Below are 22,997 nucleotides of genomic sequence, written 5' to 3'. Positions count from 1 at the left end.
TAAGTTTGGTTGCTACAAATATAATTACATTCATCCAAAAAAAAGCAAAGGGAAGGTTTTTTTTAAATAATTTGATTGGGTTCCATTTAAGCATTCAGAATTCGTTACCAGGAACGATACTAACAAATGTTAGTTATTGTCCGGATTTAAAAAAAATTGGCCTGTTATATAGCTAAGGAATTTAAGCCACAACCATAGAATCCATTCAAAAAACAGATGAAATTCTATGGAATTTTACGTTTCTTACAAAGAATACATTAAAATTGATCAACGATTTTCAGCACTTAAATTTTTTCCACTTCCATCCATATGTAGGCATTTCGTATCTTCCCCCATGGCTCATTTTGGTCTGCTCGGCACATCGCTCCAACACTCTTTTTCAAAGGCTTACTTCGAAAAAAAATGGAGGGAAGAAAATGTCATCGAACATGATTACGAACTCGTCGAATTGCCCAATGATAGGTCGCTGAGACAATTTTTAAATACAAATGAAAAATTTAAAGGGCTCAATATTACCATCCCTTTTAAAGTTTCCATACTAGACTCTTTGTCTGCGCTTACGACCGCGGCAAAGGAAATCAAAGCCGTAAACTGCATTCTCCGTTCAGACGCCGGTTGGGTCGGTCACAATACAGATGCAGAGGCCTTCTCGTTAAGTATGGAAGGATTTGTACCAAGCAATTTCAAGGCAAAAGCACTGATTTTGGGTAGCGGTGGTGCTTCGCGAGCCGTTCAATATGCCTTAAAACAGATTGATATTGAATACGAGCTGGCTTCTCAAAGCGGTAATGGAATTTCATATGATGATCTTCATCTTCAGTGGGATCCGGCCTGGAAACTAATCGTAAATACGACCCCATTAGGGATGTATCCCGATGTTCAAAGTTGCCCGAAAATACCATATCAGCTACTGGATGAAAGTTTCTACCTGATGGATTTGGTTTATAATCCTGAAAAAACCCTATTTTTGGCACTGGGAGCCAAAAGAGCTTGCCAAACAAAGAATGGCCTGGAAATGCTGCATATACAAGCAGACTTGTCCTGGGAATTCTGGAACCAATAAATCAACTATGGAAGAAACTGACGAGCCTCGTTTAGATTTTAGCAACACGGAAACAGCATTTTCACATAAGTCCGACCGCGAACTTCGCAAAACCTATTGGCTGTTTAAATTCATGAATAAACCCAATGTCGTAAGTGTGGGTAATTTTTTAGGAAACCTCGCAGCTAAATTTCCGTTTCATTTATTTGATCCTATCATTCGGGAGACTATTTTTTACCAGTTTTGCGGCGGCACCAGCTTACTGGAATGCCAAAAGGTGGTTGACAAACTCTATGCGAAAAATGCACTCACCATACTTGATTTTGGGGTAGAAGCCCGGGAGACTGAAGATGACTTCAACCATACCTTAGAAGAAAATTTGCGGGCTATTGAATTTGCCGCTTCGAATCCCAATGTTCCTGGCATTAGCACCAAACTTACTGGTTATGTTCCATTTTCAGTACTTGAAAAACTGCATGCCGGTGATAGTCTGAACGCACATGATCAAATCGCCTGGGAAAGATTGGAGGAGCGCTTTGTGAGTCTTTGCAACCGCGCTATGGAATTGGGAGTCTCCCTTTTCATTGATGCAGAAGAATCCTGGATCCAAAATCCTATCGATCAACTGGTCGATAAGTACATGGTCCTTTATAATAAGGAAAAACCCATTATCTACAACACTTACCAAATGTACCGCAATGGCCGCCTCGATTATTTAAAAGCTAGTTTTGAAGACGCGCAGTCAAAAAATTACATACTTGGAGCCAAAATTGTACGGGGGGCATATATGGACAAAGAGCGCATTCGCGCGAAGGAAAAGGGCTACGAAGATCCCATTTTGGCGAATAAATTATTGACCGACCAACAATACGACGATTCCATCCGCTTTTGTGTAAATCACCACGAGCAGATTAGCATATGCAACAGCAGCCACAATAAAGCCAGCACTTTACTACAGACCGAACTCATGGCTCAAAAGGGGATCCCCAATGATCATCCTTTTTTGAATTTTTGTCAACTATTGGGGATGAGCGATAATCTCACTTTCAACCTGGCTTCAAAAGCTTATTGTGTTGCCAAATATGTGCCCTATGGACCCGTCAGAGAGATCATACCTTATCTTACGCGAAGGGCCAAAGAAAATACCAGCCTCACCGGAGATATGAGCCGCGAACTTGAATTGTTGCATACCGAAATGCTTAGGCGCGGATTATTGAATAATTGATTAATTTTGTCGCCTAACAAGATTATAAGATTTCACAGGATATACAGGATTATAAGATTTGAAAGATTAACAAGATTATAAAAATAATTTAAGATAAATATTATGAAAAAAGTAGGATTCATATTCTTCATCACCCTATTCGTTAGCAGTCTTTCCCATGCACAAAAAATTTATGCCTGGTGGGATGCTGGAGTACGTGTGGGTTACGGTCTGACCGGCTTTCTCAATTCTAATATATTAGATGACAGCAAGTATGATTACAAATTAAAAACCGGTTATTCTTTGGGTGGAAAATTCGGGATGTTTTTCGGTCTCTACAATGGCTTTACCATTGAAGCCAATATTGCATCGTACAATCAGGCCTTCGATTATTCTAGAAACAATACGCAACTCTTACATGAGATCAATTGGAAATCATTGGATCTGGCCTTATTATACCGAAACCAGCGCAATGGAGTGTATGTAGAATTAGGCCCCATGTTGTCACTTATCAATAAAGTCGAACAGGATGATCCTACAGCTCCCGAAAAAACAGACGTGAAAGAGTTTTATGAAAAGAATTACATTTCCGGCGTTTTCGGGGTGGGCGGATATATCTTAAATTACGAAAACTTTACCACTATGCTGGGCATCCGCCTCGGATATGGTTTTACAGATATGGTCAATGCAAAAGGAAGAGCTGCGAATTATCCAAACCCTTCTTCTGTGAGTCAGCCATATGCATCTGAGAAAAGTACAAATGCTGCATTTGTACAGTTGAATCTTGAATTTAATTTTGCATTGGGGTATTATGGAAAATCCTCATGCAGCAAGAGGGCTTCCATGTTTAAAATGTAAATTCAACATCCGTTTGTTTCCCGCAGATTCCGCAAATATAAAATCTGCGAAATCTGCGGGAAACAATCCCTGTTGATATGAAAATCTCCTACTTGCACATAGCATTATTCCAGGCCATGCGAGTTTCTACCATATTTTTATAATGGAAGTTGTTGACATTATTCAATTCTGAAAGGATCATCAATAGAGAGGATAACTCATCCAGACATTGATTATTGACCATAGGATGTTTGATCTTGGACAAACGATCATAATCTGTTTGAAATTGATTCAGGGATTCCCGGATCTCTTCAAGAAATCCTCTATACTCCCGATTGATATATCCTGAAACCTCAGATAATGCTTTCATGGCAACATCAATTTGATCACAGCCATAATCCAATTCATTGGGTACTATAAAATCGCTGTTTTTATCGGCAATCAAACTCCGTTTAGCATCCCATTTTGTACTAATAGCCGTTCTGAGTTTGGACAGTCCTTCCAATTCTGTAAAAATTTCTTTGGGAACATCAGCAGGTGCATTTAAGGCAAAACTGTTATTCTCACTCGACTTTTCGATAAAGGCCTGTAATCTTTCCAAACGTAGGCTATAGGCATTCAGCGAGCCTCCCGGTACCCAGCTTGTGACCCGGTTAAATATGGAATCATTGTCTAATACTTCTTTCGACCATTCGAGTACTGCCGATTCGAATGCTTCTGTGCACTGCGGGTAGCAAGGCGGAAATTCTTCAAATAGTTTATAAATATTTTGGCCGGAGAGCGTCCAGGAATTGATGAGTAATAACAAGCAAATACATTTTTTCATGGTTTAAAATTAACAAAATTGTGGAATTTGGAGAAAAGACTGAAGCTCAAAGCTTAAAGCTCAAAGCTTATGGCTTATAGAGCAAGCTAAAGGATTATCGGGTAAGGAGTATGAATTCAGCATTAACTAACAAATGTTAGTTTTGGGATATATTTTGTTAATACTGACCTGTTTGTAGTAAGACGAGGGTGCAAGCGTCTTCGGTTTGAATGCCATGATATTGCGCAAGTGCCTTTAATTCCGGATTTTCGGCACCCGGATTAAAGATAATCCTTTTGGCTTGTGACGATAAGATGTAAGGATAATATTGCTGTTGATTTGCTGCATTCAGATATATGGTGATGGTATCAACATCCTGCTGTATGGTGGTTTGCCCGTGAATGGGAATTCCGTGAACTTCTTCTTCTTTTTTGCCAATGGCATAGATCTCATGCCCTTTATTTTTCAATAAGGACAAGGCTTTGTAAACACTCCTTTCCGGATTAGAGCTGGCGCCTATAACGATGGTTTTTTTGTTTGTTGGCATATTTTAATAACAAATTGCGGGGCTATAAGTTTTTAAGCATGTTGTGCTAATTTCTGATTATTTGAAGCATGAAAAATTTGTAAAATCAACAAAGTAGATAAGAAATAATTTTTTTATTCTTTAACTTCAATCCCCTCCTTCATTTGATTATAAATTTGATCTGCCTGAATAAACGGTAAATATAAATCAGACAAATAAGTTTCCTTTTGTTTTACAACCAGTATACCCCTTGCTGTTCCTATAATCATTGTTAGTAAAGTCAAAATTAATTTTTGATCCAGTTTTAATTTTTTTAATTCATGATCATATACTTCTTCAATGTTACGGATATTATAAACGGTAATAAATGACAAGGTTATAAGCTCAGGTAATTCAAGTTCATCAGATTTGTAATCGTAAATCAAATGAAATTTAACATGTAAATTATTATCGTTTAAAATATATAAAAAATTAAAGTCAATTTTAATATTTATATTTTTATAAATTAATGTCTCATCAGTGTCTTTATAGGAAAATTGAATTTTATCGAATTTGATTAATTTTATTTCTATTGCCATAAAGCACTAATTGAGAATTTCAGAATTAGCGGCTGAATAATAATTCATACCAGAATGTTCATATTTAAAAGATTCTCCCGAATAATCATTAAACGCGTTTGTAGATATAATTTCTGTGTCTTCTGATTTAATATGAGCAAACAACGCTTCCTCAAGAGATAAAGAAATCTTCAAATGAGTATTTCTATCTGTTTCGAAATAATCATTAAAATCTTCAAATGAGAGAATTGGTACTTTATTAATAGCTAACGATAATTCAATTAGTTTACTCAATTTATGATCAAAATCTCCATTAAGAATTTGAGAAATATATCCTTTGCTCACACCAAGTTGATTTGCGAACTGTGATTTATTAAGATTGCTATCAGATAGATAATTTTCAACTTCTCTGTATAATTTCATCTGAAAATCTACTAACCAGTATTCTTTTGATTTTAATAATTCTTTGCGATTCATCATTGTAAATTTTCGATTGTTGATTTTTTTAGTGCCCTAAATGTTTTAAGATCTTGATTTTGGCTTGTTTTTAACCCCCAAAACACAACTACCCGACCCCTACCATCATGTTGATAATTATAGATACGTAGATGTTTTGATTTAAATTCATATTCAGTGCTTGTATCTTTATTTCCTTTAAGTTTACGATGTTTGGTCTCTGGAAGCGTTTTTAAATTTGCAAGCTGATCCATATAAGCAAGAATAGTTTTGTATTCTGACATATATTGATTGTTTAATTTAATAGATTCTTTAAACGCCTCTTGTTGGTTGACACCGTCTATAACTAAGTCGTAGAACTTAATACTTCCCTGTATTGATTCTATTTCCTTTAACGTAAAGGTAGGCATAATAGTTTAGTTCAAAGTAAACTACTGGTTGGTTTATTAATTAAAAGTAATAATAATAATCTTTGAAAGGCTATTAGTGCTATAACATACTGATATTCAGGTACATAAAAAATATTATACAACCCGTGTAAATTCGTATATCACTGCCTATTTCAATTTTCCAGATCCTGAATATAGCTTTTTTAATTTCTTATATTTCAGGTAAGAGGCATAAGCAGATATGCCACAAATTTGAAGCCCTTTGTAGCCGTCAAGGATGCCGAGTTTTAAAAAATACATTTTAATAAAAGTCCACAGCGGATTGATGATCAAATGATGGATTTTTGCTTTTTTACTTTTTTCAAACAGCGATAATGCGGCCAGATCGGTGTAGTGATTTACTTTAACAAAATGATCATGAATGCTATAGTAACTGTAATGTAAAATATGGCCATCCAATCTTGGAAGGTGATCAGACTTTAGCCTAGGCTCAAACCATTCATGGGGTGTATTTCCGGTCCATTGGCCACATCGCCTGTCGAAAAGCCTCAGATTATAATCCGGGTACCAACAAAACCGCACCCAATGCCCGCAGTAATTGGTAAGTCTGTTTAGCCAATATGCATCAGCCAGTGGTTTTTCTTTCAGACTTAAAATTGACTTTTTCAATTTTTCATCCAAAGCCTCATCGGCATCCAGAGACAAAATGAAATCAAATTGAGCTTGTTCGCTGGCGAAGTTCTTCTGTTGAATATATGAGTCAAAGGGGCGTTGAACGATTTTGGCCCCAAAGGTCTGTGCAATTTCAAGGGTGCGGTCAGTGCTGAAGGAATCAACAACAACTATTTCATCAGCAACTTCTGATAAAGAATTGAGGCAGCGAGTTATATTCTTTTCCTCATTGTAGGTGATGATGACTGCAGAAAGCGGCATATTCGAAATTATAATACTGCAAAGAAAATGAAGCTCGGCTTAATTTTGTTCGATAATTCAATATGAAGATCCTGATGGTTTGTTTGGGTAATATCTGCCGTTCACCGATGGCACAAGGAGTTTTAGAAAACCTGGCCCAGCTGCATCATCTGTCCTGGGAAATAGATTCGGCCGGCACAAATGGGTATCACAATGGCGAACATCCGGACCCCAGAGCGATACGTGCGGCCCAAAAACGGGGAATTGATATTTCCCGGCAAATTTCCCGACAAATTAAAATGGCAGATTTGGATTATTTTGATTGGATCTTAGCTATGGATGATCATAACTTGTCTTACCTGAAATCCATGTGTTGCACTAACGAACAGCGTGGTAAGATCAAACTCCTCATGGAGTTTGCGCAAGATGCGCCACAAATGTTTGTTCCCGATCCATATAATGATCATCGATTCGATGATGCATTGGATTTAATAGAGCTCGCTGGCAAGGCAATTCTTGCTAATTTTACCAAAGACTGAACCTCGTGCAGGCTATTTTGTTTCCCTTACAAATCTTCAAACATGCTCGATTTATCGATAGAAAATGCACTGAACGCACAATTGGAAAAAGAAGCTTTTGCCAGCTATAGTTATCTGGCCATGGCTGTTTGGTGTGACCAGCAGAGTCTGGATGGGTGTGCGCAATTTTTTTACCGCCAATCTGACGAAGAAAGAATGCACATGATGAAAATATTGCATTATCTCATTGAGCGCAATGGCCACATTCACGTACCTGCATTGCAAAAACCTGAATCTGAATACGTAAGTATACAAGAGGTTTTTATATCTACCTTTCAACAAGAACAATCGGTAACCCAATCTATCAATGAACTGATCAACATGGCCCAAAAAGTCAACGATCATTCTACGCAGAATTTTTTGCAATGGTATGTTTCCGAACAAAGGGAAGAAGAAGCCACCGTCATGAAAATTCTCGATCGCATCAAATTGATTGGCGAAGGAGCACTTAGTTTGTACTACATCGATCAGGAAGTCGACAAAATCAATAAACTCATCATGGCTGCCGAAGCCACCGGAGCTTAAGGCACAAACTGCCGGAATCACAGATTTTGTTTTGATATCAAGGTGAAATGGTAACATTAATTATCATATTTCATTTTTTGTCTATGTATTTTAGATTGTTTATCATCGCTTTACACATTAGTTAATTTATTATTTATTCTTAACTGTATAGGTTTAGGAGGAATCAGTTAATTTTAGCGAAAATCTAAAACATGAAATTAGTGAAGCTCGTTTTATTTGCACTTCTCTTAAATGCAACGGCTTTTGCTCAAAGAATTACACCGGTTGTTATTTCCAATGGCGGAAATTATCTAAAAACGGGAAGTTTTGGTTTGGAGTGGACGCTGGGTGAATTTATGGTAGAGACGCTCAATGGTCCTACGAATAAAATTACACAGGGTTTTCATCAAACAAACATCACCATTGTCACCACAAACAATCCCGGTATCAGTGGTCTATCTGTTTATCCAAATCCATTTTCAGATTATCTTATCATTGAAAATACCAGGCCTTCAGAAATTGAATTTCATCTGATGAATGCAGAAGGCAGATGTATTGAATCCAAAAAATTGCATCCGGAATTCAGGAATGGAAAATATAACAATAAAATTTGTACCAATGAATAGAATTTATTTCGCCCTCTTTTTAGCATTTATAACACAGCTGGTTGTTGCTCAAAATGCTGCTTTCAAATATCAGGGTATTGCAAGAAACAACCAAAACGCCCCACTCGCCAACCAGAATATTTCGCTGCGGCTAACGATTCTCAATGCCGCGAATAGTCCGGTGTATTCTGAACAACATATGGTGACTACTTCACCTATTGGTTTGTTCAATGTCAATGTTTGCCAGGGTTCAATGCCTTCAGGCAGTTGCGACGTCATCGATTGGTCTAAACCGGATTATAAATTAAAGGTCGATATGGATGCTTCAGGTGGTACGACCTATGCACCCATGGGAACTTCGCCAATATTGCAAGTACCCACAGCTGCATTTGCTACTAAAGCTTTAAGTGCAACCAATGATGCAGATACGGATCCTCTCAATGAAATTCAGGCGCTTACCTATAATTCGGCCATGCACAGTTTGGTTTTGAGCCGCGGTGGCGGAACGATCGATTTAAGTGAATTAAAAAATGATCCCGATGCTGATCCTGCTAATGAGATTCAAACCATCACTTTGGATTCTGCTACCAACACCCTCACACTTAGCAAAATGGGCGGATCGGTAAAATTGCTTGCCGGAAACGATCTTTGGAAAATGAATGGCACAAACATCCTGGAATACGTGAGTGGCAATCAATCCATCACCTTCGATAAATTGGGTTCCGCACCTTTGAATCTTGCATCTTTTGAAATCAATTTCAGACCTAATGCAAAAAAGAGATTTTTCTCCGGGCCTTCCGATTGGTATGAAGAATTTTGGACTAAACCCGCCAATGCTGTAGGTGATACGATCGTATATGGTTCTATTGTCAAAGAATATCCAACCACTTTTGCGCAACATTACTTGCGCTTCAACAGAGATACTTTTCAATTGGGAAGGATTACCAATACGCTGAACGGTGCTTCCAGAAAAAGCCCAACCAATGATTTTGCATTATTGTGCAGAGCTTATAATGGTGCGACTCCAGTAAGATTGATCGGTGTAGCATTAAATGCATTTGAAGGCATCGGACAAATTTACAATGCCGTGGGCGGTCGTCCTGGTGGTGTGATCACAGCCGCCAATGTCAATAATACGGTAGTACCTTATGTAGGACTCTTTCACCCAACTACAGCCAATACCCTCGTAGGTGGTCTTTTTCTCCAGGGTAATCAATCTGTTCTAAATGCCAATGTGAAAAATTTCTCGATGGACCATCCAAATGATCCCAGCAAAGAGATCTGGTATGCTTGTGTAGAAGGACCTGAAGCAGCCGCTTATGAAAGAGGCAGCATTCAATTGGTCAATGGCGAAGCATATGTTCCATTCTCCGAACATTTTGAATTGGTAATTAATCCGGCAACAATGACCATTCAATTGACTCCCGGTTCTGCTGATTCAGAAGGCCTCGCCGTCGTTGAAAAAACGAGCAAAGGCTTCCGCGTGAAAGAATTGAGAAAAGGTCAGGGCAATTACAGCTTTGACTGGGAAGCAAAAGGTGTCCGCAAAGGTTACGAAGACTATAAAGTGGTAAGAATTAAAGGACTTGAAACTCCGGTTCCGGTGCCTATGCACTCTGGTTTGCCGGAAGTACAGGAAGCGTTTAAAGGCAACGCCATTCCATTAAGATCTGCCCATCAGAACTAAACTTCTAATTCCATTGACATATGTAAATGCCTTCTGGTTTCGATCAGAGGGCATTTTTGATTATGATGAACTGTGATGGACTATGATGGACTATGATGAACTGTGATGGACTATGATAGACTGTGATGGGCAGGATTTTCTAGGTGTAAAGGCTTAAGGGAAAAGGCTAAAGGGTCGAAGGGAAAGGTGATACTTTTTCATTTTTGTCTGAAGCAGAATTTTCAGAATTAGAGAATTTTCAGAATGGAGTATAGGTGTAAAGGCTAAAGGGAAAAGGCTAAAGGGTCGAAGGGAAAGGGGAATCTTTTTCCTTTTTGTCTGAAGCAGAATTTTCAGAATTAGAGAATTTTCAGAATGGCATGAGTGTGAATGGAAGTGTGTGAATCGCCTTTTTCCTTTAGCCTTTGGTCTTTAGTCTTTAGCCTTTCCTCACCCCCACCTACAAATTCCCCCGCAACTCCTGTTCTCTTTCAATGGCTTCAAACAAAGCTTTGAAATTGCCTTTGCCGAAGGATCGAGCACCGCGTCTTTGAATGATTTCGAAAAACACGGTCGGACGGTCTTGAACCGGTTTGGTAAAGATTTGGAGGAGATATCCGTCGTCGTCGCGATCGACTAAAATGTTGAGTCGTTTAATTTCGTTGAAGTCCTCATCGATATGTCCTACGCGCTCGAGCAATGTTTCATAATAATTGTCGGGCACGTACAGAAAATCAACGCCATTTTTGCGCAATTGGTCAACGGTCTTTAGGATGTTGTCGGTTTCGATGGCAATGTGTTGAACGCCGGCCCCCCTGTAAAATTCGACGTATTCTTCGATCTGCGATTTTTTGCGGCCATGTGCAGGTTCGTTGATGGGAAATTTGACATATCCAGTTCCATTGGAAACCACCTTACTCATTAATGCGGTGTACTCTGTAGAAATGTCTTTATCGTCGAAGGTGATCAGCAGTTTGAAGCCCAATACATCCTGGTAAAATTTGACCCATTTGTTCATATCGCCCAATTCGACATTGCCTACGCAATGGTCTACGTATTTTAGACCTGTCGGTTTTGTTTGGATCAAACTTTTGCGCGCCTGAAATCCCGGCATAAACGGTCCCTGATAATTTTTGCGCTCGACCAAAGTGTGTATGGTCTCACCATAGGTTTTGATTCCGGCAATGACGATGCGGCCATGCTCATCATTCAGGACTATGGGTTCGAATGCAGATTCCGCTCCGCGCGCTATAGCCGTGTGGTAAGCTTTTTCTGCATCTTCTACCCAAAGGGCCAGTGCTTTGACGCCATCGCCGTGGCGCAGCACGTGTTGCGTTATTTCGTGTTCGGGTATTAAAGCCGACGTGAAAACAAATCGAATTTTATCCTGCTGCAGCACAGAAGAGCAAAATTCGCGATGACCGGTTTCTGGACCTTTGTAGGCGACCCATTCGAAACCAAAAGCGGTCTGGTAAAAATGAGCCGCTTGTTTGGCATTGCCCACGTAAAACTCGATATAGTCGGTTCCCAAAATCGGGAAAGCATCTGTTATTTGTTGTGTTTTGATATCTGTCAATGTTTGCATAGAACTTAATTTATAGGCTGTGAAAGTAATCAGGAAGTAATATTGTTCATAAGGATCCCGCCACTTTGTCCGTTGCTGAGCCAGGATTTGTGATAATCTGCATCTTCAATGCCGGCGGCTGCTTCGGTCATGAGCAGGGGTTTGAAAGTATCGACCATGACGGCGAGTTCGCGCGTTTCTTTGGCGCCGATGCTCTTCTCGATGGTTCCGGGATGCGGACCATGTGGAATGCCACCGGGGTGCAGGGTGATCATGCCTTTTTCGACGTGTTTGCGGCTCATAAAATCGCCATCGACGTAATAAAGCACTTCATCGCTGTCGATGTTGCTGTGGTTGTAAGGTGCCGGAATGGCCAGGGGGTGGTAATCAAAAAGCCTGGGCACAAAGCTGCAGATCACAAAATTTTTGCCGTCGAAGGTCTGATGTACCGGCGGCGGTTGGTGTACCCGGCCGGTGATGGGTTCAAAATCGTGAATCGAAAAAGCAAAAGGATATACGAAGCCATCCCAGCCAATGAGGTCGAAAGGATGGTTTTGGTAGTGGTAAGGGTAGAGCATATCCTGTTTTTTGATATACACCAGAAAATCGCCTTGCTCGTCGTGGGTTTCGAGTACCGCCGGTTTGCGGATATCGCGTTCGCAGTAGGGCGCATGCTCCATCAGCTGGCCGAAGTCATTGCGGTAACGTCTGGGGAAGGTAATAGGGCCATTGGATTCGACGATCAGCAGTCGGTTATGTTTGTTGTTAAAATGGATCTGGTAGATGGTACCGCGGGGCACGACGAGGTAATCGCCATAGGCAAAATCGAGATTGCCATACATGGTTTTGAGGCAACCCGCACCTTCATGGATGAAGATGACCTCATCTGCATCGGCGTTTTTAAAATAATAGCGATCTTGATTTTCGGTGGGTGCGGCAAGGATGATCTTACAATCGTCGTTGACCAGCACGGGCACTCTGCTTTTCAGATAATCTGCTACCGGCTGGAGCTGAAAGCCTTTCAGACAGCGGTGTTTGAGCTGCCGGTCGTGAAATGTTTTGGGCCGGATGTCGAGCGGATTTTCTACCTGCAGGATCTGTGTAGGTGGATTGCAATGGTAGAGCAGCGACGAAAGGTCTGAAAATCCCTCCGTAGAGAACAACTGTTCCTGATAAAGTTGTCCGTTGGCTTTGCGAAACTGCGTATGCCTTTTTGGAGGAATTTTTCCCAGTTGGTGGTAATGCATAAAGGGTCGTAAATTTGAAAATCAAAGATACGAATTTTATGAGCGACCGCTTTGTGCAGATCATCGTGAAGGGCAAAGTTCAGGGGGTGTCCTACCGGCATTACAGCCGCCTCCAAGCCAGGGCCCTGGGCCTAAAGGGCTGGGTCTGCAACCGCGACGATGGCGACGTTTGTATTTTTGCCGGCGGTCGGCGGGAGGCTGTTGATGCTTTGATCCAATGGTGCCACAGGGGTTCGCCCCAGGCCTTGGTCCGCGAAGTTTTGGTCACAGCCATCGGAGCTTTTGAGGCCGATGATTTTGAGATCAGAGTTTGATGAGCGCTTCCGATGCTAAGTCGCTACGCGCGATGAACCGGATCATCGCGCCGAAAGCCATTTTTGAAAAAATAATTTTAAATTTATTTCAAAGGCGGCTTGATTAGACCCGGCATTGCACTGGTTGAAACCGGGCTTTTGCCTATTCAGTTTAAGCACAGAATTTTAAGACCCATACAGGAGCATCAGGCTGCTACTTTTATGGTCAAAAGCTGTATATATTTGTTCAGGCGGTACGCGCCCATACAGCAGCCCATGAAATCTTACCTGACCGGCATCGTTTTCATTTTGATCTTGGCGGACCATCCTATACGCAGCCAATCCAAAGCCTTCCGCTATTTTACCGACGAAGACGGCCTGCCGGGTATGACGGTATATGGCATCCTCCAGGACCCCAAGGGCTTTCTATGGATTGCCACGAGTAAGGGGATTTGTCGGTTTGATGGGAGGAGTTTTAAAAGGTACCAATTGAAAGGTATTAAAGGATTTGACACTCCATACTCATTTATTGATAAAGAAGGAATACCCTGGTTTTATAACCTCGCTGGAGAAATATTATTTGTTAGAAACGATTCTTTGCAGCGCTTGGAAATACAAGCTATAAAACCGGCTGCCAATATTTATTCTTTATATATTGAAAATCCATATTTATATATATCTTGGTCTCAAACGAGTTCCCCTGCTACTTACCGTTATAATATCTTTAATCTCAAAGAAAATAAAAAATTAGAACATAATTATATATTTCTGGGACCAAAAAATGGAGAGTTAATTGGGTATGATTATAGCCGACGTAAAGATTTATTTAATGTATACAAAGTAGATAAAAATGAACTTATATTTTCACAAAAGATTAGTAATAAAAAACAAGTTGATTTTATTTATGAAATAGACAGATATATACATAATTCAAGTAATCTGGATATCTATATTGCTTCAAATTTTATTCGGATTGTGGATTCATGTGGCAATCTCATAAGTAACAAGTATTTTCCAGATTTAACAAATGAAAATATCAAATACATTTCAATCATCAATGAAGATGAATTATTTATAAACACCAATAAAAATAGTTACTCATTTTTTCTAAAAACCGGTTTATTAAAACTAATACCTTATTTTAATAACTCTATAAATACGATTTTTGAAGACTCTTATAATCGAAGGTGGATTAGCACTACAGACCACGGATTGATTTTAGATCCCAACAATTCTTCTCAGGTAATAAATTATAATCAGGGATTTCTTGCGTCCAATGAAGTATATAATATTAATCATTTATTAGGGTATAATTTTTTAGGCCATAATAATGGTAAAATAAGTTGTATTAAAGAGATAGATTACATAAAGTATCTTAATTTACCCGGATTAGGTCGTGTTCGATTTATTTTAGGATGGAAAAGTAAAACATTATTAATAGGATTAGACTTGGGAATTTATATTCTTAATTCATCATTAAATTCTGAAACAAATTGTTCTGGCATGCAAATTGGCAGCCTGAAAGCAGCCCATATTAAATCAGATTCTGAACTTTTAGTTTGCTCCTCACTGGGAATATACTCTTGTGATCTAAATGAATTAAAAAATGGCAATTGCAAGGAATTTGTGAGTCGCCGAGAACTTGATGCACGTGCGCTTTGTATTAAAAAGTACAAGGGTAGAATTTTTGCAGGAACTGTAAATGGCTTATATGTACGCGGCAATAATTTTTCTTGGCAAAAATTATTAAACAAGGACATATTTATTAATCAATTGTATAATTATAAGGACTCACTGCTTTGGATTTGTACTGATGGTGAAGGCATGTTTCAATTTGATGGTTCCAAAATAGTAGACTCATTAAATATAGATTTTGGCCTTCCAAGCAATAATATTTCATCAGTTTGTTATTTAGATTCCGAGAGAATTGCAATTGGTACTGATAATGGTGCATATATTTATAACTATATTTCAAAGGAAGGATTTATATTAGATCAAATAGATGGATTGCCGGGAAATGAAATTAATGACATAAAATATAACAATGGAGTAGTTTGGATTGGAACATCTAAAGGATTATTTCAAATATCTTCTAATGAATTGATTCCAAATCAAGAAAAACCCCTTATTGAAATCAGCGAAGCATTTGCATTTTCAAGATATGGCTTAATACCTATTCAATCTCGATTGAATCACGATCAGAATCATCTAAAATTTAATTTCCAAACCAGAAGTTTAATTTCCAAAAGTGCATTGCAAATTTATTATAAATTGTTTGAGCAAGATACCCAATGGCTGAAATCTCAATCTAATAGTTTGGAATTCATTGGGCTGGCTGCAGGAAAATATAACTTACAATTAAAAGTCTTAAATGAGGATCAATTGAGTTCTGAAATTGTGACAAAAACATTTGAAATTTATCCACCTTGGTGGAAAACAACTTGGTTTAATGTTGCCATGATTCTGGGGATAAGCACATTAGGAGTAGGATATAGTTTCTTTCGTCATCAAAAAATTAAACGAGAGGAAGCAAAAGAAAGAGCTATTTCAGATCAAATGAATATGCTGCGAGAAGAAGCCCTGCAAAACCAAATGAATCCACATTTTATGTTTAATGCATTAAATGCTATTCAAAGTTTTTTGACTAACAACGATCAGTTTAATGCGATGAAATATTTGTCTAAATTTGGCCGTCTTATTCGAATGATTTTCGAACAATCAAAGCAAAGAAGAATCAGCTTAGAGCAAGAGATCGCATTCTTAAAAAATTACCTTGAATTAGAAAAATTGCGATTTAAAGATAAAGTCAGTATTGAATTTAATATTGCTAATGATGTTGAAGAAAAATCATCTGAAAAGATGATCCCTTCTTTAATCATTCAACCGATTATTGAAAATGCATTTAAGCATGGATTATTGCATAAAGATACTGATGGCAGAATTAGCATTTCAATGGAGTTTGTCAATGGTCAATTTATATGCATTGTAGAAGACAATGGAATCGGAAGACAAAGAGCGGCATTGATAAATACTTGGAAGAAAAATGGTAGAAAATCAACCGGACTTGCTTCTACAAAAGAGCGATTAGGAATACTTGATAAAGGGAAGAAGATGATGGGCCTGGAACTAACTGATTTATATGATCTTAACGGCAATCCAGCCGGTACTAGAGTAGTAATAAAACTGTAAAATTATGCACAAGTTAAAAGCAATTATTATCGAGGATGAAGAACAGAGTCAATTGGCTATCAAAAATATGCTTGAAAGTCATAATGACATGATATCTGTACTTGGTATATTTGAAACTGTAGCACAGGCATTGCCATTTTTAAAAGTAAATGATGTAAGTTTGGTATTTTTAGATATTGAATTGCCAAATGAGTCTGGGTTTTCATTGTTTAATTATAAATTGAATTCTAATCTTAAGGTGATTTTTACTACTGCTTATAATCAGTATGCTGTCCAAGCTTTTAAAATATCTGCTGTGGACTATCTTTTAAAACCGCTAGATCCAATAGAGCTTAAGGAAGCTATTTTAAAAGTGCACAGATTAGACGCTAACCATAAAATGAATGAAGCATACCGTATTCTAATTGATAATTTACATTATGGAAATAATCGAATAGCAATCTCCCACCAAAACGGTTACGACATGGTTGAAACCAACGACATCCTTTGGCTGGAGGCGGAGATCAATTATACGACGATACATCTCCGGTCGAAGCGGAATGTGACGGTGGCCAAGACCCTGCGCATTTTTGAGGATTCCTTAGACCCTCAGAAATTCTTCAGGATCAGCCGCAGCGCCATCGTCAATATCGACCACATTACCCGGCTCAATCGCAACAATGCCCTTTCGATCACCCTGACCGATAATTCTACCATCGCAGTATCGGAGGCCCGGAAAGAGGATTTTTTGACACTTTATAAGAAGATTTAAGGGATACCCGGTTTTGTGCAGCAATATTCCATATTTTTAATTGCTGCATTTTTAGGGGAAACTTTCAATACGACTAATATCTATACATATTACATTTCAGGTGGTTTAAATCACTAATTTGATAAACAAGTACCCAAAGAAATGTATGAATTGAACATTCTATTGCTTGCAATTATCATACATCTCTGCCCAACTCCTTGAAATGTTCATATTAGGGGATACAAATTTTAGCTTATCAATTTCATCAAGAATAGGTTTGCATGAAGCAAAATAATTTCTGGCTTTCTTTTTCCAGAACATGTCTTTTCCGGTAAAGCTGATAGTGCTTTGATCGGGTTTTACAAACACAAAAGCATAATCCGAATTAAATTCAATTCCACCTATATACGGGTAATACTTAAATAATTTAATTGAGGGATAATTTGCTAATACTTCCATTATGGATGGCGATTTACCTCCCATTGTTCCGGAAGCCTTGTAATCCATTACTACAAATTGTCTACTATCAATGATAAATGAATCTACTCTCTTTGGCTCAAGGGGCTTGGTCCCAGGACTGCCCTGTTCATCAAGATATATGAAATGCGTATTTGCAAGGCTGCCTGCAAAAATTAGTGCATCATCGTCGCCGGTAGCGATTACAAAGTACCCGGTTGTTTGCTTATGGGTTTTATCAATATAGACTCCATTCAATACTCTGTCTGTAGGATTGCGTTTAAATCTGGATAGATCAACTTCCTGTGTACTAGAGATTTCATTTGGTTGTTGAACACCGCTTCCTTTTTCCCTTGTAGGAAAAGTTGTTGCATAGGGTTTAATATCTGTAAGATCGCGCATATGGTATAAAGAAGTTGCACCACAGGCTTTCATGGATTTATGCAATTTATCTAAACTTAGTAACCGGCTGTCTTCCCATACCGAATCGTCCTCTAACTTGCTGTACAAATCACCATACTTTTTAAACCCTTCGTAATCGTCGAGGTAAAAATGAAGTTGAAATAAATTAATTAAAGTATGCTTGAGAAGTTTGTATTGTTGTTTGTCACTCTTGTTTAACTTTGATATCTGGTCAGCAAAATAATCCATGGCAGGTTGTATACGTTGACGAGCATCCTGGACATTCATTCCAGATTTATATGACTTGAATTCCTTTTCAATCAGATCAATTTGTTTCTTATAATTAGTGTACTTTGGGTGAGGCGAATCTAGCTCATAAAAAGTCACCCAGTCTCTTTCCTCGCGAAAACCATATTGTTTGGTTAGATGGATGGACAAATCTCTTAAAGCAGTCTCTATGTATTTTTTAACCAGAGGTTTAATGCTCTGGTCTCTTTCATCATTTATTTTCTCGTCAAGATCCCTACTGTGTGCATACCTAGAAGAAGTCCAATCCTGCAGATTTTTGGAATTGCGGATTTCGAAGGTCGTCATCGTATTCTGATTGGCATCCAGAATCCTTATTGTAATAGGTATATAAAAAACAACTTTATAGCTATAAGAATTAGTGATTTTTCCTGCCTTATCTGCGGTAGAGTTGGTGATTTTCCTGTTTTCTGTATATTGAATGCCATCCAAAAGTATATCAATAATAAACTCGCCATCTGCCTCCAATTTTTTATATCCACCTATGTCAATAAAATTATTAATCAACATGATGCGATTCGTTCCCTGAGCCGACAGAAAGCCAACTGGCTCAGAGATCCGTGGCTGGTATGTTTTTAATGGTGACAAAGCAGACGATTCCGGAAAACAAGTATGCGATATGGGCGTGGAATTTTTGTCCATATCTACTTTCTGGCTTAAAAGGCCAAAGTTATAGAATATCAATAGGGCAAAACATGTCTATTTCAGTTTAGAATTTTTGAAAGCTATATAATAATTAATAGCATAAAATCTATTTTATTCCCCTTTCGAATTATAATAATGGGTCAATATGTACTTAAGCAGAATTTAGAATTTCCGTATTTAAAAGTATGATTACATGGACTTGAAAACTCAGAAGTAGGATTGAATTCACTATTCATCATATATATATAGTTGTATAGACTTGTTATTTTTTTGTCATTAAAGTACTCGCTTAAATCAATACAATTTATATTATAACCAATTATATACTCTGATTTAGTGAATAAATAAACACCAAACAAAATAATTTAAAGACTCTCATAACTGACTGTTAAAAAGATTAAATGTAAAATTAAATAATGCAATTAGAACTAATAGCAATATTTATCATTTACGAAGTTAAAAATATTTAGTCATTTTTGTACCTTATTTTTTTATAAATTAGTATATATTTATTAATTACCTACGTAAAACCATGCTTATTTAATTTGTATATATTCATTACGAATTGATATAATATTTTGTCGATGTGTTTTATAAAAAAATAATTGCCGATCTGGAAAATAGTGCCGTCTTGGTTTTGATTGTTTGGACAAATACACTTGTGGTTTAGAAATATTCTTTAACAATCTGAATCAGTAATCATGGAAAGTTCAAATACCGAGAGCCAATCACTTCCTTTGCAGGTAGCTGAATGTAAAAATTTAGTATCAATCCAATTTACCAATAGATAGTCATCCAAGAATTAATAATTCTTCGGATGCAGAAAAGATATTCCGGATAAATTGGGGTGATGATATGGAATTGGTTGAAGAATTCAATGTGTTGTTCCTTAGCCGAGCTAATTATGTAAAAGGTAAAATCAAATTAAGTCTTGGTGAATTGACACTACAATCTAAGAAACAATTAATCATACATCCAACTATATCAAGCCAGGATATTCTAACTCACTTTTATATACCATTATGTTAGTAATATTTCAAAGTAACTCTTTTCATAACCCAAAATGAACACCCATGAAACTATCAGAAATTCAAGTCAGTTATCATCCTAAAAGCGCTGACAGGCCTCAGATTAAAACCAGTCAGGATGCCTATGAATTAATAAAACCACTTTACAGTGAGGATTTCCAACCAGGTTTTACTTTGGCAGGAGTTTAATAGCAAATAGAATGGAATATTCAATTTGTTATATCTTTGAATGCGTTCAATAGTGTTTACCTTGGTTTAATATAAAAGGTGGCAAAAAAGGTGGCAAGAAAAACAAAACCCTTGTTAATCAAAGACTTACAAGGGTTTATCGTAGCCCGTAGGGGAATCGAACCCCTGTTACCAGAATGAAAATCTGGTGTCCTAACCCCTAGACGAACGGGCCGGGAAAGGAGGTGCAAATATAAAGCAGTTTAGAAATTCACTGAACTTTTACCGCTATTTTCTATTTATTTTGCAGTCAAGTAACAAATTATGAAAAGAATCGCCATAAATGGCTTCGGGAGAATAGGCCGCCTCACCTACCGAGCGCTCGCCGAAAGACCCGATATTGAGGTCGTTGCGATCAATGATCTCACAGATATTCCCACTTTAGCCCATTTGCTGGAATACGATACCGCTCAAGGTCGTTTCGACAAAAACATTGGTCATCATCCCGATTCCATTCTGGTCAATGGTCAAAAATTGCTCGCTTTCAGCCAAAAAGATCCTAAAAATCTGCCCTGGAAAGACTTGCAGATCGATGTCGTGCTCGAATGCACCGGTGTTTTCCTGACCCGGGCTGCTGCGCAATCCCATATCGATGCCGGTGCCCGAAAAGTAATTCTATCTGCTCCGCCCAAGGATTCCGACATCCCAACTTTTGTAACCTGGGTCAATGATGATGCGCTCCAGCCCGGAGATCATATCGTATCGAATGCCTCCTGCACGACCAATTGCCTGGCCGTAGTCCTCAAAGTCTTGCATGAAAATTACGGAGTCTCTTTTGCCAGCATGAATACCATACATGCTTTTACACAAGATCAGCGGCTACAGGATGCACCTCACAAGGACCTTCGAAGGGCGCGCGCGGCTTCCATGAACATTATACCAACCAGTACAGGCGCCGGAAGTGCCGTTGAAGCAGTATACCCCGCCATTAAAGGTAAATTAATGGCTTCTTCTTACCGGGTACCTATCATTACTGGTTCTCTGATTGAACTGGTGTGCAAACTGGATAAATCCCCGACCGTTGATGCGGTGAATGCCTTGTTCAAACAATATGCGCAAAACCAACTGCGTGGCATCCTCGAATATACTGAAAAACCACTGGTCTCCACAGATATCATTGGCAACAGCCACAGCGCCGTTTTCGATGCACTCCTGACCCATGTGTCCAATGGTTTTCTCAAAGTAGTGGCCTGGTACGACAATGAAGCCGGCTACTCCGCCCGATTGGCAGATATGTGCGAAAAATTTGCAAAGCTCTAAAGCTATTATCGTGAAAAATCTAAATGTAAAAGATCAATATGTATTGTTGAGAGTGGACTTCAATGTGCCTATCAAAGACGGAATCATTCAAGACGATACACGCATCGTAAAATCACTCGATACCATCCGTTACCTCCTGGATCAAAAAGCTAAAGTAATTGTAATGTCCCATTTGGGCAGGCCTTTAAAAGAATTGACGGCAGACGGACAATTGGATGTGCAGAAATTTTCTTTGAAACCCATCGCCGAAAAACTGGAAGCTCTGCTCCAAACGCAAGTACTTTTTGCAAGCGATTGCGGCGGACCGGACAGCCTTTCAAAAAGATCGCAATTGCTGTCGGGCGGAATTTTACTTTTGGAAAATACCCGCTTCCACAAAGGCGAAGAAAAAGGAGATCCACAACTGGCGCAACAGCTCGCAGTTCTAGGCGATTTTTTTATCAACGATGCTTTGGGTGCCGCACATAGAGAACATGCCAGTACAGCCACCATTGCCCGATATTTCGACAAAGACCATAAAGCATTTGGCCTGCTCATGCAAAGCGAAGTCGAAAACGGCCAACGCGTTCTTAAAAATCCCCATAAGCCCTGCACTGCCATTATCGGGGGCGCAAAAGTTTCTGATAAAATTTTATTGATCTCTAATCTGATGGAATTTTGCGACTCGATACTCATCGGAGGTGGTATGGCTTATACTTTTCTCAATGCCCAGGGATTTGAAATTGGAAATTCTCTTTGCGAAAAAGACAAACTCGAGCTCGCACTCGAACTCATCGCTTTGGCAAAAGCTAAAAATGTGCAACTGCTTTTACCCAATGACAGCGTGGTTGCTAAAAATTTTGAGGATAGCACTGCAACTCTTATTACTGATCATCCGGCAATTCCACTCGAACATATGGGACTGGATATCGGACCAAAAACAATCGAACGCTATACGTCTGTAATTCTAAAATCCAAAACCATCCTCTGGAATGGACCCATGGGTGTGTTTGAAAAAGCAGCGTTTTCAAATGGCACAAAAGATGTTGCCCTGGCCATCGCGGCTGCCACGACAAAAGGTGCTTATTCTTTGGTAGGTGGTGGCGATTCTGTGTCGGCTATCAAAAAATTTAAACTCGGTGATCAGGTAAGCTTTGTCTCGACTGGTGGTGGAGCCATGCTGGAAATGCTCGAGGGAAAAGTATTACCGGGTATTGAAGCGATTTTAAATTAAATCTTTAGACAAGTTCGTTTCTGCGCCCTAATTGTCTGTGTTTTGATGTCGTATATCGTTTAACCCAGAATTGTCATTAGGATTTGTAGTGAGCGTCAAAAATGCAAAAAAGACAGAACTCCTCGCAAGAAATTTGCGCGGAAGTGAAGTAAGTATTTCATTGAGCACAAATTTCGAGAAGAGGACTGTATTTGAAGCAGTTTTGGCTCGTAATAAAATTCTAATGACAATTCTGGGTTTTAAGAAAATTCAATTTTCGGTTTATCAGATGATGGGGCTACACCAAATCATCGGGAAACTGGGTCTCACAAAATCATTTCACAAAATAAAATGTAAGTTACACTGAAAGTACAGG

General features: G+C 38.6%; 22 protein-coding genes and 1 tRNA gene. 13 read left to right on the top strand and 10 right to left on the bottom strand.

The features are described from left to right. Positions 1-226 precede the first annotated feature (226 nt). From IPM92_12085 to IPM92_12075, 3 genes are all read left to right on the top strand, one after another. A complete protein-coding gene (locus IPM92_12085; protein ID MBK9109072.1) occupies positions 227-1,063 on the top strand; it encodes a shikimate dehydrogenase in 837 nt (278 codons plus the stop codon). A 7-nt stretch (positions 1,064-1,070) separates the two neighbouring features. Continuing rightward, the gene (locus IPM92_12080) at positions 1,071-2,267 is read left to right on the top strand and encodes a proline dehydrogenase family protein (GenBank protein MBK9109071.1); all 1,197 of its coding nucleotides are present in this window, start codon (positions 1,071-1,073) and stop codon (positions 2,265-2,267) included. Positions 2,268-2,369: 102 nt separating this feature from the next. After that, positions 2,370-3,104: a hypothetical protein gene (locus IPM92_12075; protein MBK9109070.1), complete on the top strand. Its 735-nt coding sequence runs from the start codon at positions 2,370-2,372 to the stop codon at positions 3,102-3,104. 88 nt (positions 3,105-3,192) lie between these two features. Here IPM92_12075 and IPM92_12070 read toward each other — a convergent pair whose 3' ends face one another. The 6 genes from IPM92_12070 to IPM92_12045 all read right to left on the bottom strand — a co-directional run bounded on the left by IPM92_12070 (position 3,193) and on the right by IPM92_12045 (position 6,749). Further along, positions 3,193-3,909, bottom strand: a complete 717-nt coding sequence (locus tag IPM92_12070; GenBank protein ID MBK9109069.1) for a hypothetical protein — start codon at positions 3,907-3,909, stop codon at positions 3,193-3,195. A gap of 157 nt (positions 3,910-4,066) precedes the next feature. Further along, positions 4,067-4,435, bottom strand: a complete 369-nt coding sequence (locus tag IPM92_12065) for a CoA-binding protein (protein MBK9109068.1) — start codon at positions 4,433-4,435, stop codon at positions 4,067-4,069. A gap of 113 nt (positions 4,436-4,548) precedes the next feature. Next, positions 4,549-4,992 (bottom strand): hypothetical protein, encoded by a 444-nt coding sequence (locus tag IPM92_12060; GenBank protein MBK9109067.1) that lies wholly within the window; start codon positions 4,990-4,992, stop codon positions 4,549-4,551. A 6-nt stretch (positions 4,993-4,998) separates the two neighbouring features. Next, positions 4,999-5,448 (bottom strand): helix-turn-helix transcriptional regulator, encoded by a 450-nt coding sequence (locus IPM92_12055; GenBank protein ID MBK9109066.1) that lies wholly within the window; start codon positions 5,446-5,448, stop codon positions 4,999-5,001. Beyond that, positions 5,448-5,837, bottom strand: coding sequence for a hypothetical protein (locus IPM92_12050; protein MBK9109065.1), 390 nt, complete (start codon positions 5,835-5,837; stop codon positions 5,448-5,450). Before IPM92_12050 ends, IPM92_12055 begins: the two co-directional genes overlap by 1 nt. 147 nt (positions 5,838-5,984) lie before the next feature. Then, entirely contained in the window at positions 5,985-6,749 is a 765-nt protein-coding gene (locus IPM92_12045) for a glycosyltransferase family 2 protein (GenBank protein ID MBK9109064.1), read from the bottom strand. A gap of 62 nt (positions 6,750-6,811) precedes the next feature. Here IPM92_12045 and IPM92_12040 point away from each other — a divergent pair, with 62 nt between their 5' ends. From IPM92_12040 to IPM92_12025, 4 genes are all read left to right on the top strand, one after another. Then, positions 6,812-7,267, top strand: coding sequence for a low molecular weight phosphotyrosine protein phosphatase (locus tag IPM92_12040; protein ID MBK9109063.1), 456 nt, complete (start codon positions 6,812-6,814; stop codon positions 7,265-7,267). Between the two features lie 42 nt (positions 7,268-7,309). Next, positions 7,310-7,831 carry a ferritin gene (locus IPM92_12035; protein ID MBK9109062.1) on the top strand — a complete coding sequence of 174 codons (522 nt, stop codon included), beginning with the start codon at positions 7,310-7,312 and terminating at the stop codon, positions 7,829-7,831. Positions 7,832-8,022: 191 nt separating this feature from the next. Then, a complete protein-coding gene (locus tag IPM92_12030) occupies positions 8,023-8,436 on the top strand; it encodes a hypothetical protein (GenBank protein ID MBK9109061.1) in 414 nt (137 codons plus the stop codon). After that, entirely contained in the window at positions 8,429-10,102 is a 1,674-nt protein-coding gene (locus tag IPM92_12025; protein MBK9109060.1) for a hypothetical protein, read from the top strand. Before IPM92_12030 ends, IPM92_12025 begins: the two co-directional genes overlap by 8 nt. Positions 10,103-10,541: 439 nt before the next feature. On the opposite strand, the gene hppD is transcribed toward IPM92_12025, so the two are convergent. Beyond that, on the bottom strand, positions 10,542-11,666 hold the full coding sequence (gene hppD, locus IPM92_12020; protein ID MBK9109059.1) for a 4-hydroxyphenylpyruvate dioxygenase: 1,125 nt from the start codon (positions 11,664-11,666) through the stop codon (positions 10,542-10,544). 29 nt (positions 11,667-11,695) lie between these two features. After that, a complete protein-coding gene (locus tag IPM92_12015; protein MBK9109058.1) occupies positions 11,696-12,892 on the bottom strand; it encodes a homogentisate 1,2-dioxygenase in 1,197 nt (398 codons plus the stop codon). A gap of 38 nt (positions 12,893-12,930) precedes the next feature. Here IPM92_12015 and IPM92_12010 point away from each other — a divergent pair, with 38 nt between their 5' ends. From IPM92_12010 to IPM92_12000, 3 genes are all read left to right on the top strand, one after another. Beyond that, positions 12,931-13,206 carry an acylphosphatase gene (locus IPM92_12010; protein ID MBK9109057.1) on the top strand — a complete coding sequence of 92 codons (276 nt, stop codon included), beginning with the start codon at positions 12,931-12,933 and terminating at the stop codon, positions 13,204-13,206. A gap of 138 nt (positions 13,207-13,344) precedes the next feature. After that, on the top strand, positions 13,345-16,374 hold the full coding sequence (locus tag IPM92_12005; GenBank protein ID MBK9109056.1) for a histidine kinase: 3,030 nt from the start codon (positions 13,345-13,347) through the stop codon (positions 16,372-16,374). Positions 16,375-16,378: 4 nt separating this feature from the next. Beyond that, positions 16,379-17,125: a response regulator transcription factor gene (locus IPM92_12000; GenBank protein MBK9109055.1), complete on the top strand. Its 747-nt coding sequence runs from the start codon at positions 16,379-16,381 to the stop codon at positions 17,123-17,125. A gap of 159 nt (positions 17,126-17,284) precedes the next feature. On the opposite strand, the gene IPM92_11995 is transcribed toward IPM92_12000, so the two are convergent. Next, the gene (locus tag IPM92_11995) at positions 17,285-18,910 is read right to left on the bottom strand and encodes a hypothetical protein (GenBank protein ID MBK9109054.1); all 1,626 of its coding nucleotides are present in this window, start codon (positions 18,908-18,910) and stop codon (positions 17,285-17,287) included. 1,076 nt (positions 18,911-19,986) lie between these two features. Between IPM92_11995 and IPM92_11990 the strand changes: the two genes are divergently transcribed. Next, a complete protein-coding gene (locus IPM92_11990; protein ID MBK9109053.1) occupies positions 19,987-20,130 on the top strand; it encodes a hypothetical protein in 144 nt (47 codons plus the stop codon). A gap of 142 nt (positions 20,131-20,272) precedes the next feature. Here IPM92_11990 and IPM92_11985 read toward each other — a convergent pair. After that, positions 20,273-20,344 (bottom strand) — tRNA-Glu (locus tag IPM92_11985). A gap of 89 nt (positions 20,345-20,433) precedes the next feature. Between IPM92_11985 and gap the strand changes: the two genes are divergently transcribed. Beyond that, on the top strand, positions 20,434-21,429 hold the full coding sequence (gene gap, locus IPM92_11980) for a type I glyceraldehyde-3-phosphate dehydrogenase (protein ID MBK9109052.1): 996 nt from the start codon (positions 20,434-20,436) through the stop codon (positions 21,427-21,429). Further along, positions 21,371-22,642 (top strand): phosphoglycerate kinase, encoded by a 1,272-nt coding sequence (locus IPM92_11975; protein ID MBK9109051.1) that lies wholly within the window; start codon positions 21,371-21,373, stop codon positions 22,640-22,642. The genes gap and IPM92_11975 overlap by 59 nt, the downstream gene beginning before the upstream one ends. Positions 22,643-22,997: the final 355 nt, after the last annotated feature.

Source organism: Saprospiraceae bacterium (assembly GCA_016719615.1).
GTDB lineage: Bacteria > Bacteroidota > Bacteroidia > Chitinophagales > Saprospiraceae > Vicinibacter.
The sequence above is the reverse complement of the archived record's forward strand: the minus strand, read 5'-3'. Positions and strand labels throughout refer to the sequence as shown.

Excerpts from the sequence above, each read along its gene's own strand:
- IPM92_12085 (MBK9109072.1), top strand. The coding sequence starts at position 227 with ATGGAATTTTACGTTTCTTACAAAGAATACATTAAAATTGATCAACGA.
- IPM92_12080 (MBK9109071.1), top strand. The coding sequence starts at position 1,071 with ATGGAAGAAACTGACGAGCCTCGTTTAGATTTTAGCAACACGGAAACA.
- IPM92_12075 (MBK9109070.1), top strand. The coding sequence starts at position 2,370 with ATGAAAAAAGTAGGATTCATATTCTTCATCACCCTATTCGTTAGCAGT.
- IPM92_12070 (MBK9109069.1), bottom strand. The coding sequence starts at position 3,909 with ATGAAAAAATGTATTTGCTTGTTATTACTCATCAATTCCTGGACGCTC.
- IPM92_12065 (MBK9109068.1), bottom strand. The coding sequence starts at position 4,435 with ATGCCAACAAACAAAAAAACCATCGTTATAGGCGCCAGCTCTAATCCG.
- IPM92_12060 (MBK9109067.1), bottom strand. The coding sequence starts at position 4,992 with ATGGCAATAGAAATAAAATTAATCAAATTCGATAAAATTCAATTTTCC.
- IPM92_12055 (MBK9109066.1), bottom strand. The coding sequence starts at position 5,448 with ATGAATCGCAAAGAATTATTAAAATCAAAAGAATACTGGTTAGTAGAT.
- IPM92_12050 (MBK9109065.1), bottom strand. The coding sequence starts at position 5,837 with ATGCCTACCTTTACGTTAAAGGAAATAGAATCAATACAGGGAAGTATT.
- IPM92_12045 (MBK9109064.1), bottom strand. The coding sequence starts at position 6,749 with ATGCCGCTTTCTGCAGTCATCATCACCTACAATGAGGAAAAGAATATA.
- IPM92_12040 (MBK9109063.1), top strand. The coding sequence starts at position 6,812 with ATGAAGATCCTGATGGTTTGTTTGGGTAATATCTGCCGTTCACCGATG.
- IPM92_12035 (MBK9109062.1), top strand. The coding sequence starts at position 7,310 with ATGCTCGATTTATCGATAGAAAATGCACTGAACGCACAATTGGAAAAA.
- IPM92_12030 (MBK9109061.1), top strand. The coding sequence starts at position 8,023 with ATGAAATTAGTGAAGCTCGTTTTATTTGCACTTCTCTTAAATGCAACG.
- IPM92_12025 (MBK9109060.1), top strand. The coding sequence starts at position 8,429 with ATGAATAGAATTTATTTCGCCCTCTTTTTAGCATTTATAACACAGCTG.
- hppD (MBK9109059.1), bottom strand. The coding sequence starts at position 11,666 with ATGCAAACATTGACAGATATCAAAACACAACAAATAACAGATGCTTTC.
- IPM92_12015 (MBK9109058.1), bottom strand. The coding sequence starts at position 12,892 with ATGCATTACCACCAACTGGGAAAAATTCCTCCAAAAAGGCATACGCAG.
- IPM92_12010 (MBK9109057.1), top strand. The coding sequence starts at position 12,931 with ATGAGCGACCGCTTTGTGCAGATCATCGTGAAGGGCAAAGTTCAGGGG.
- IPM92_12000 (MBK9109055.1), top strand. The coding sequence starts at position 16,379 with ATGCACAAGTTAAAAGCAATTATTATCGAGGATGAAGAACAGAGTCAA.
- IPM92_11995 (MBK9109054.1), bottom strand. The coding sequence starts at position 18,910 with ATGGACAAAAATTCCACGCCCATATCGCATACTTGTTTTCCGGAATCG.
- IPM92_11990 (MBK9109053.1), top strand. The coding sequence starts at position 19,987 with ATGAAACTATCAGAAATTCAAGTCAGTTATCATCCTAAAAGCGCTGAC.
- gap (MBK9109052.1), top strand. The coding sequence starts at position 20,434 with ATGAAAAGAATCGCCATAAATGGCTTCGGGAGAATAGGCCGCCTCACC.
- IPM92_11975 (MBK9109051.1), top strand. The coding sequence starts at position 21,371 with ATGAAGCCGGCTACTCCGCCCGATTGGCAGATATGTGCGAAAAATTTG.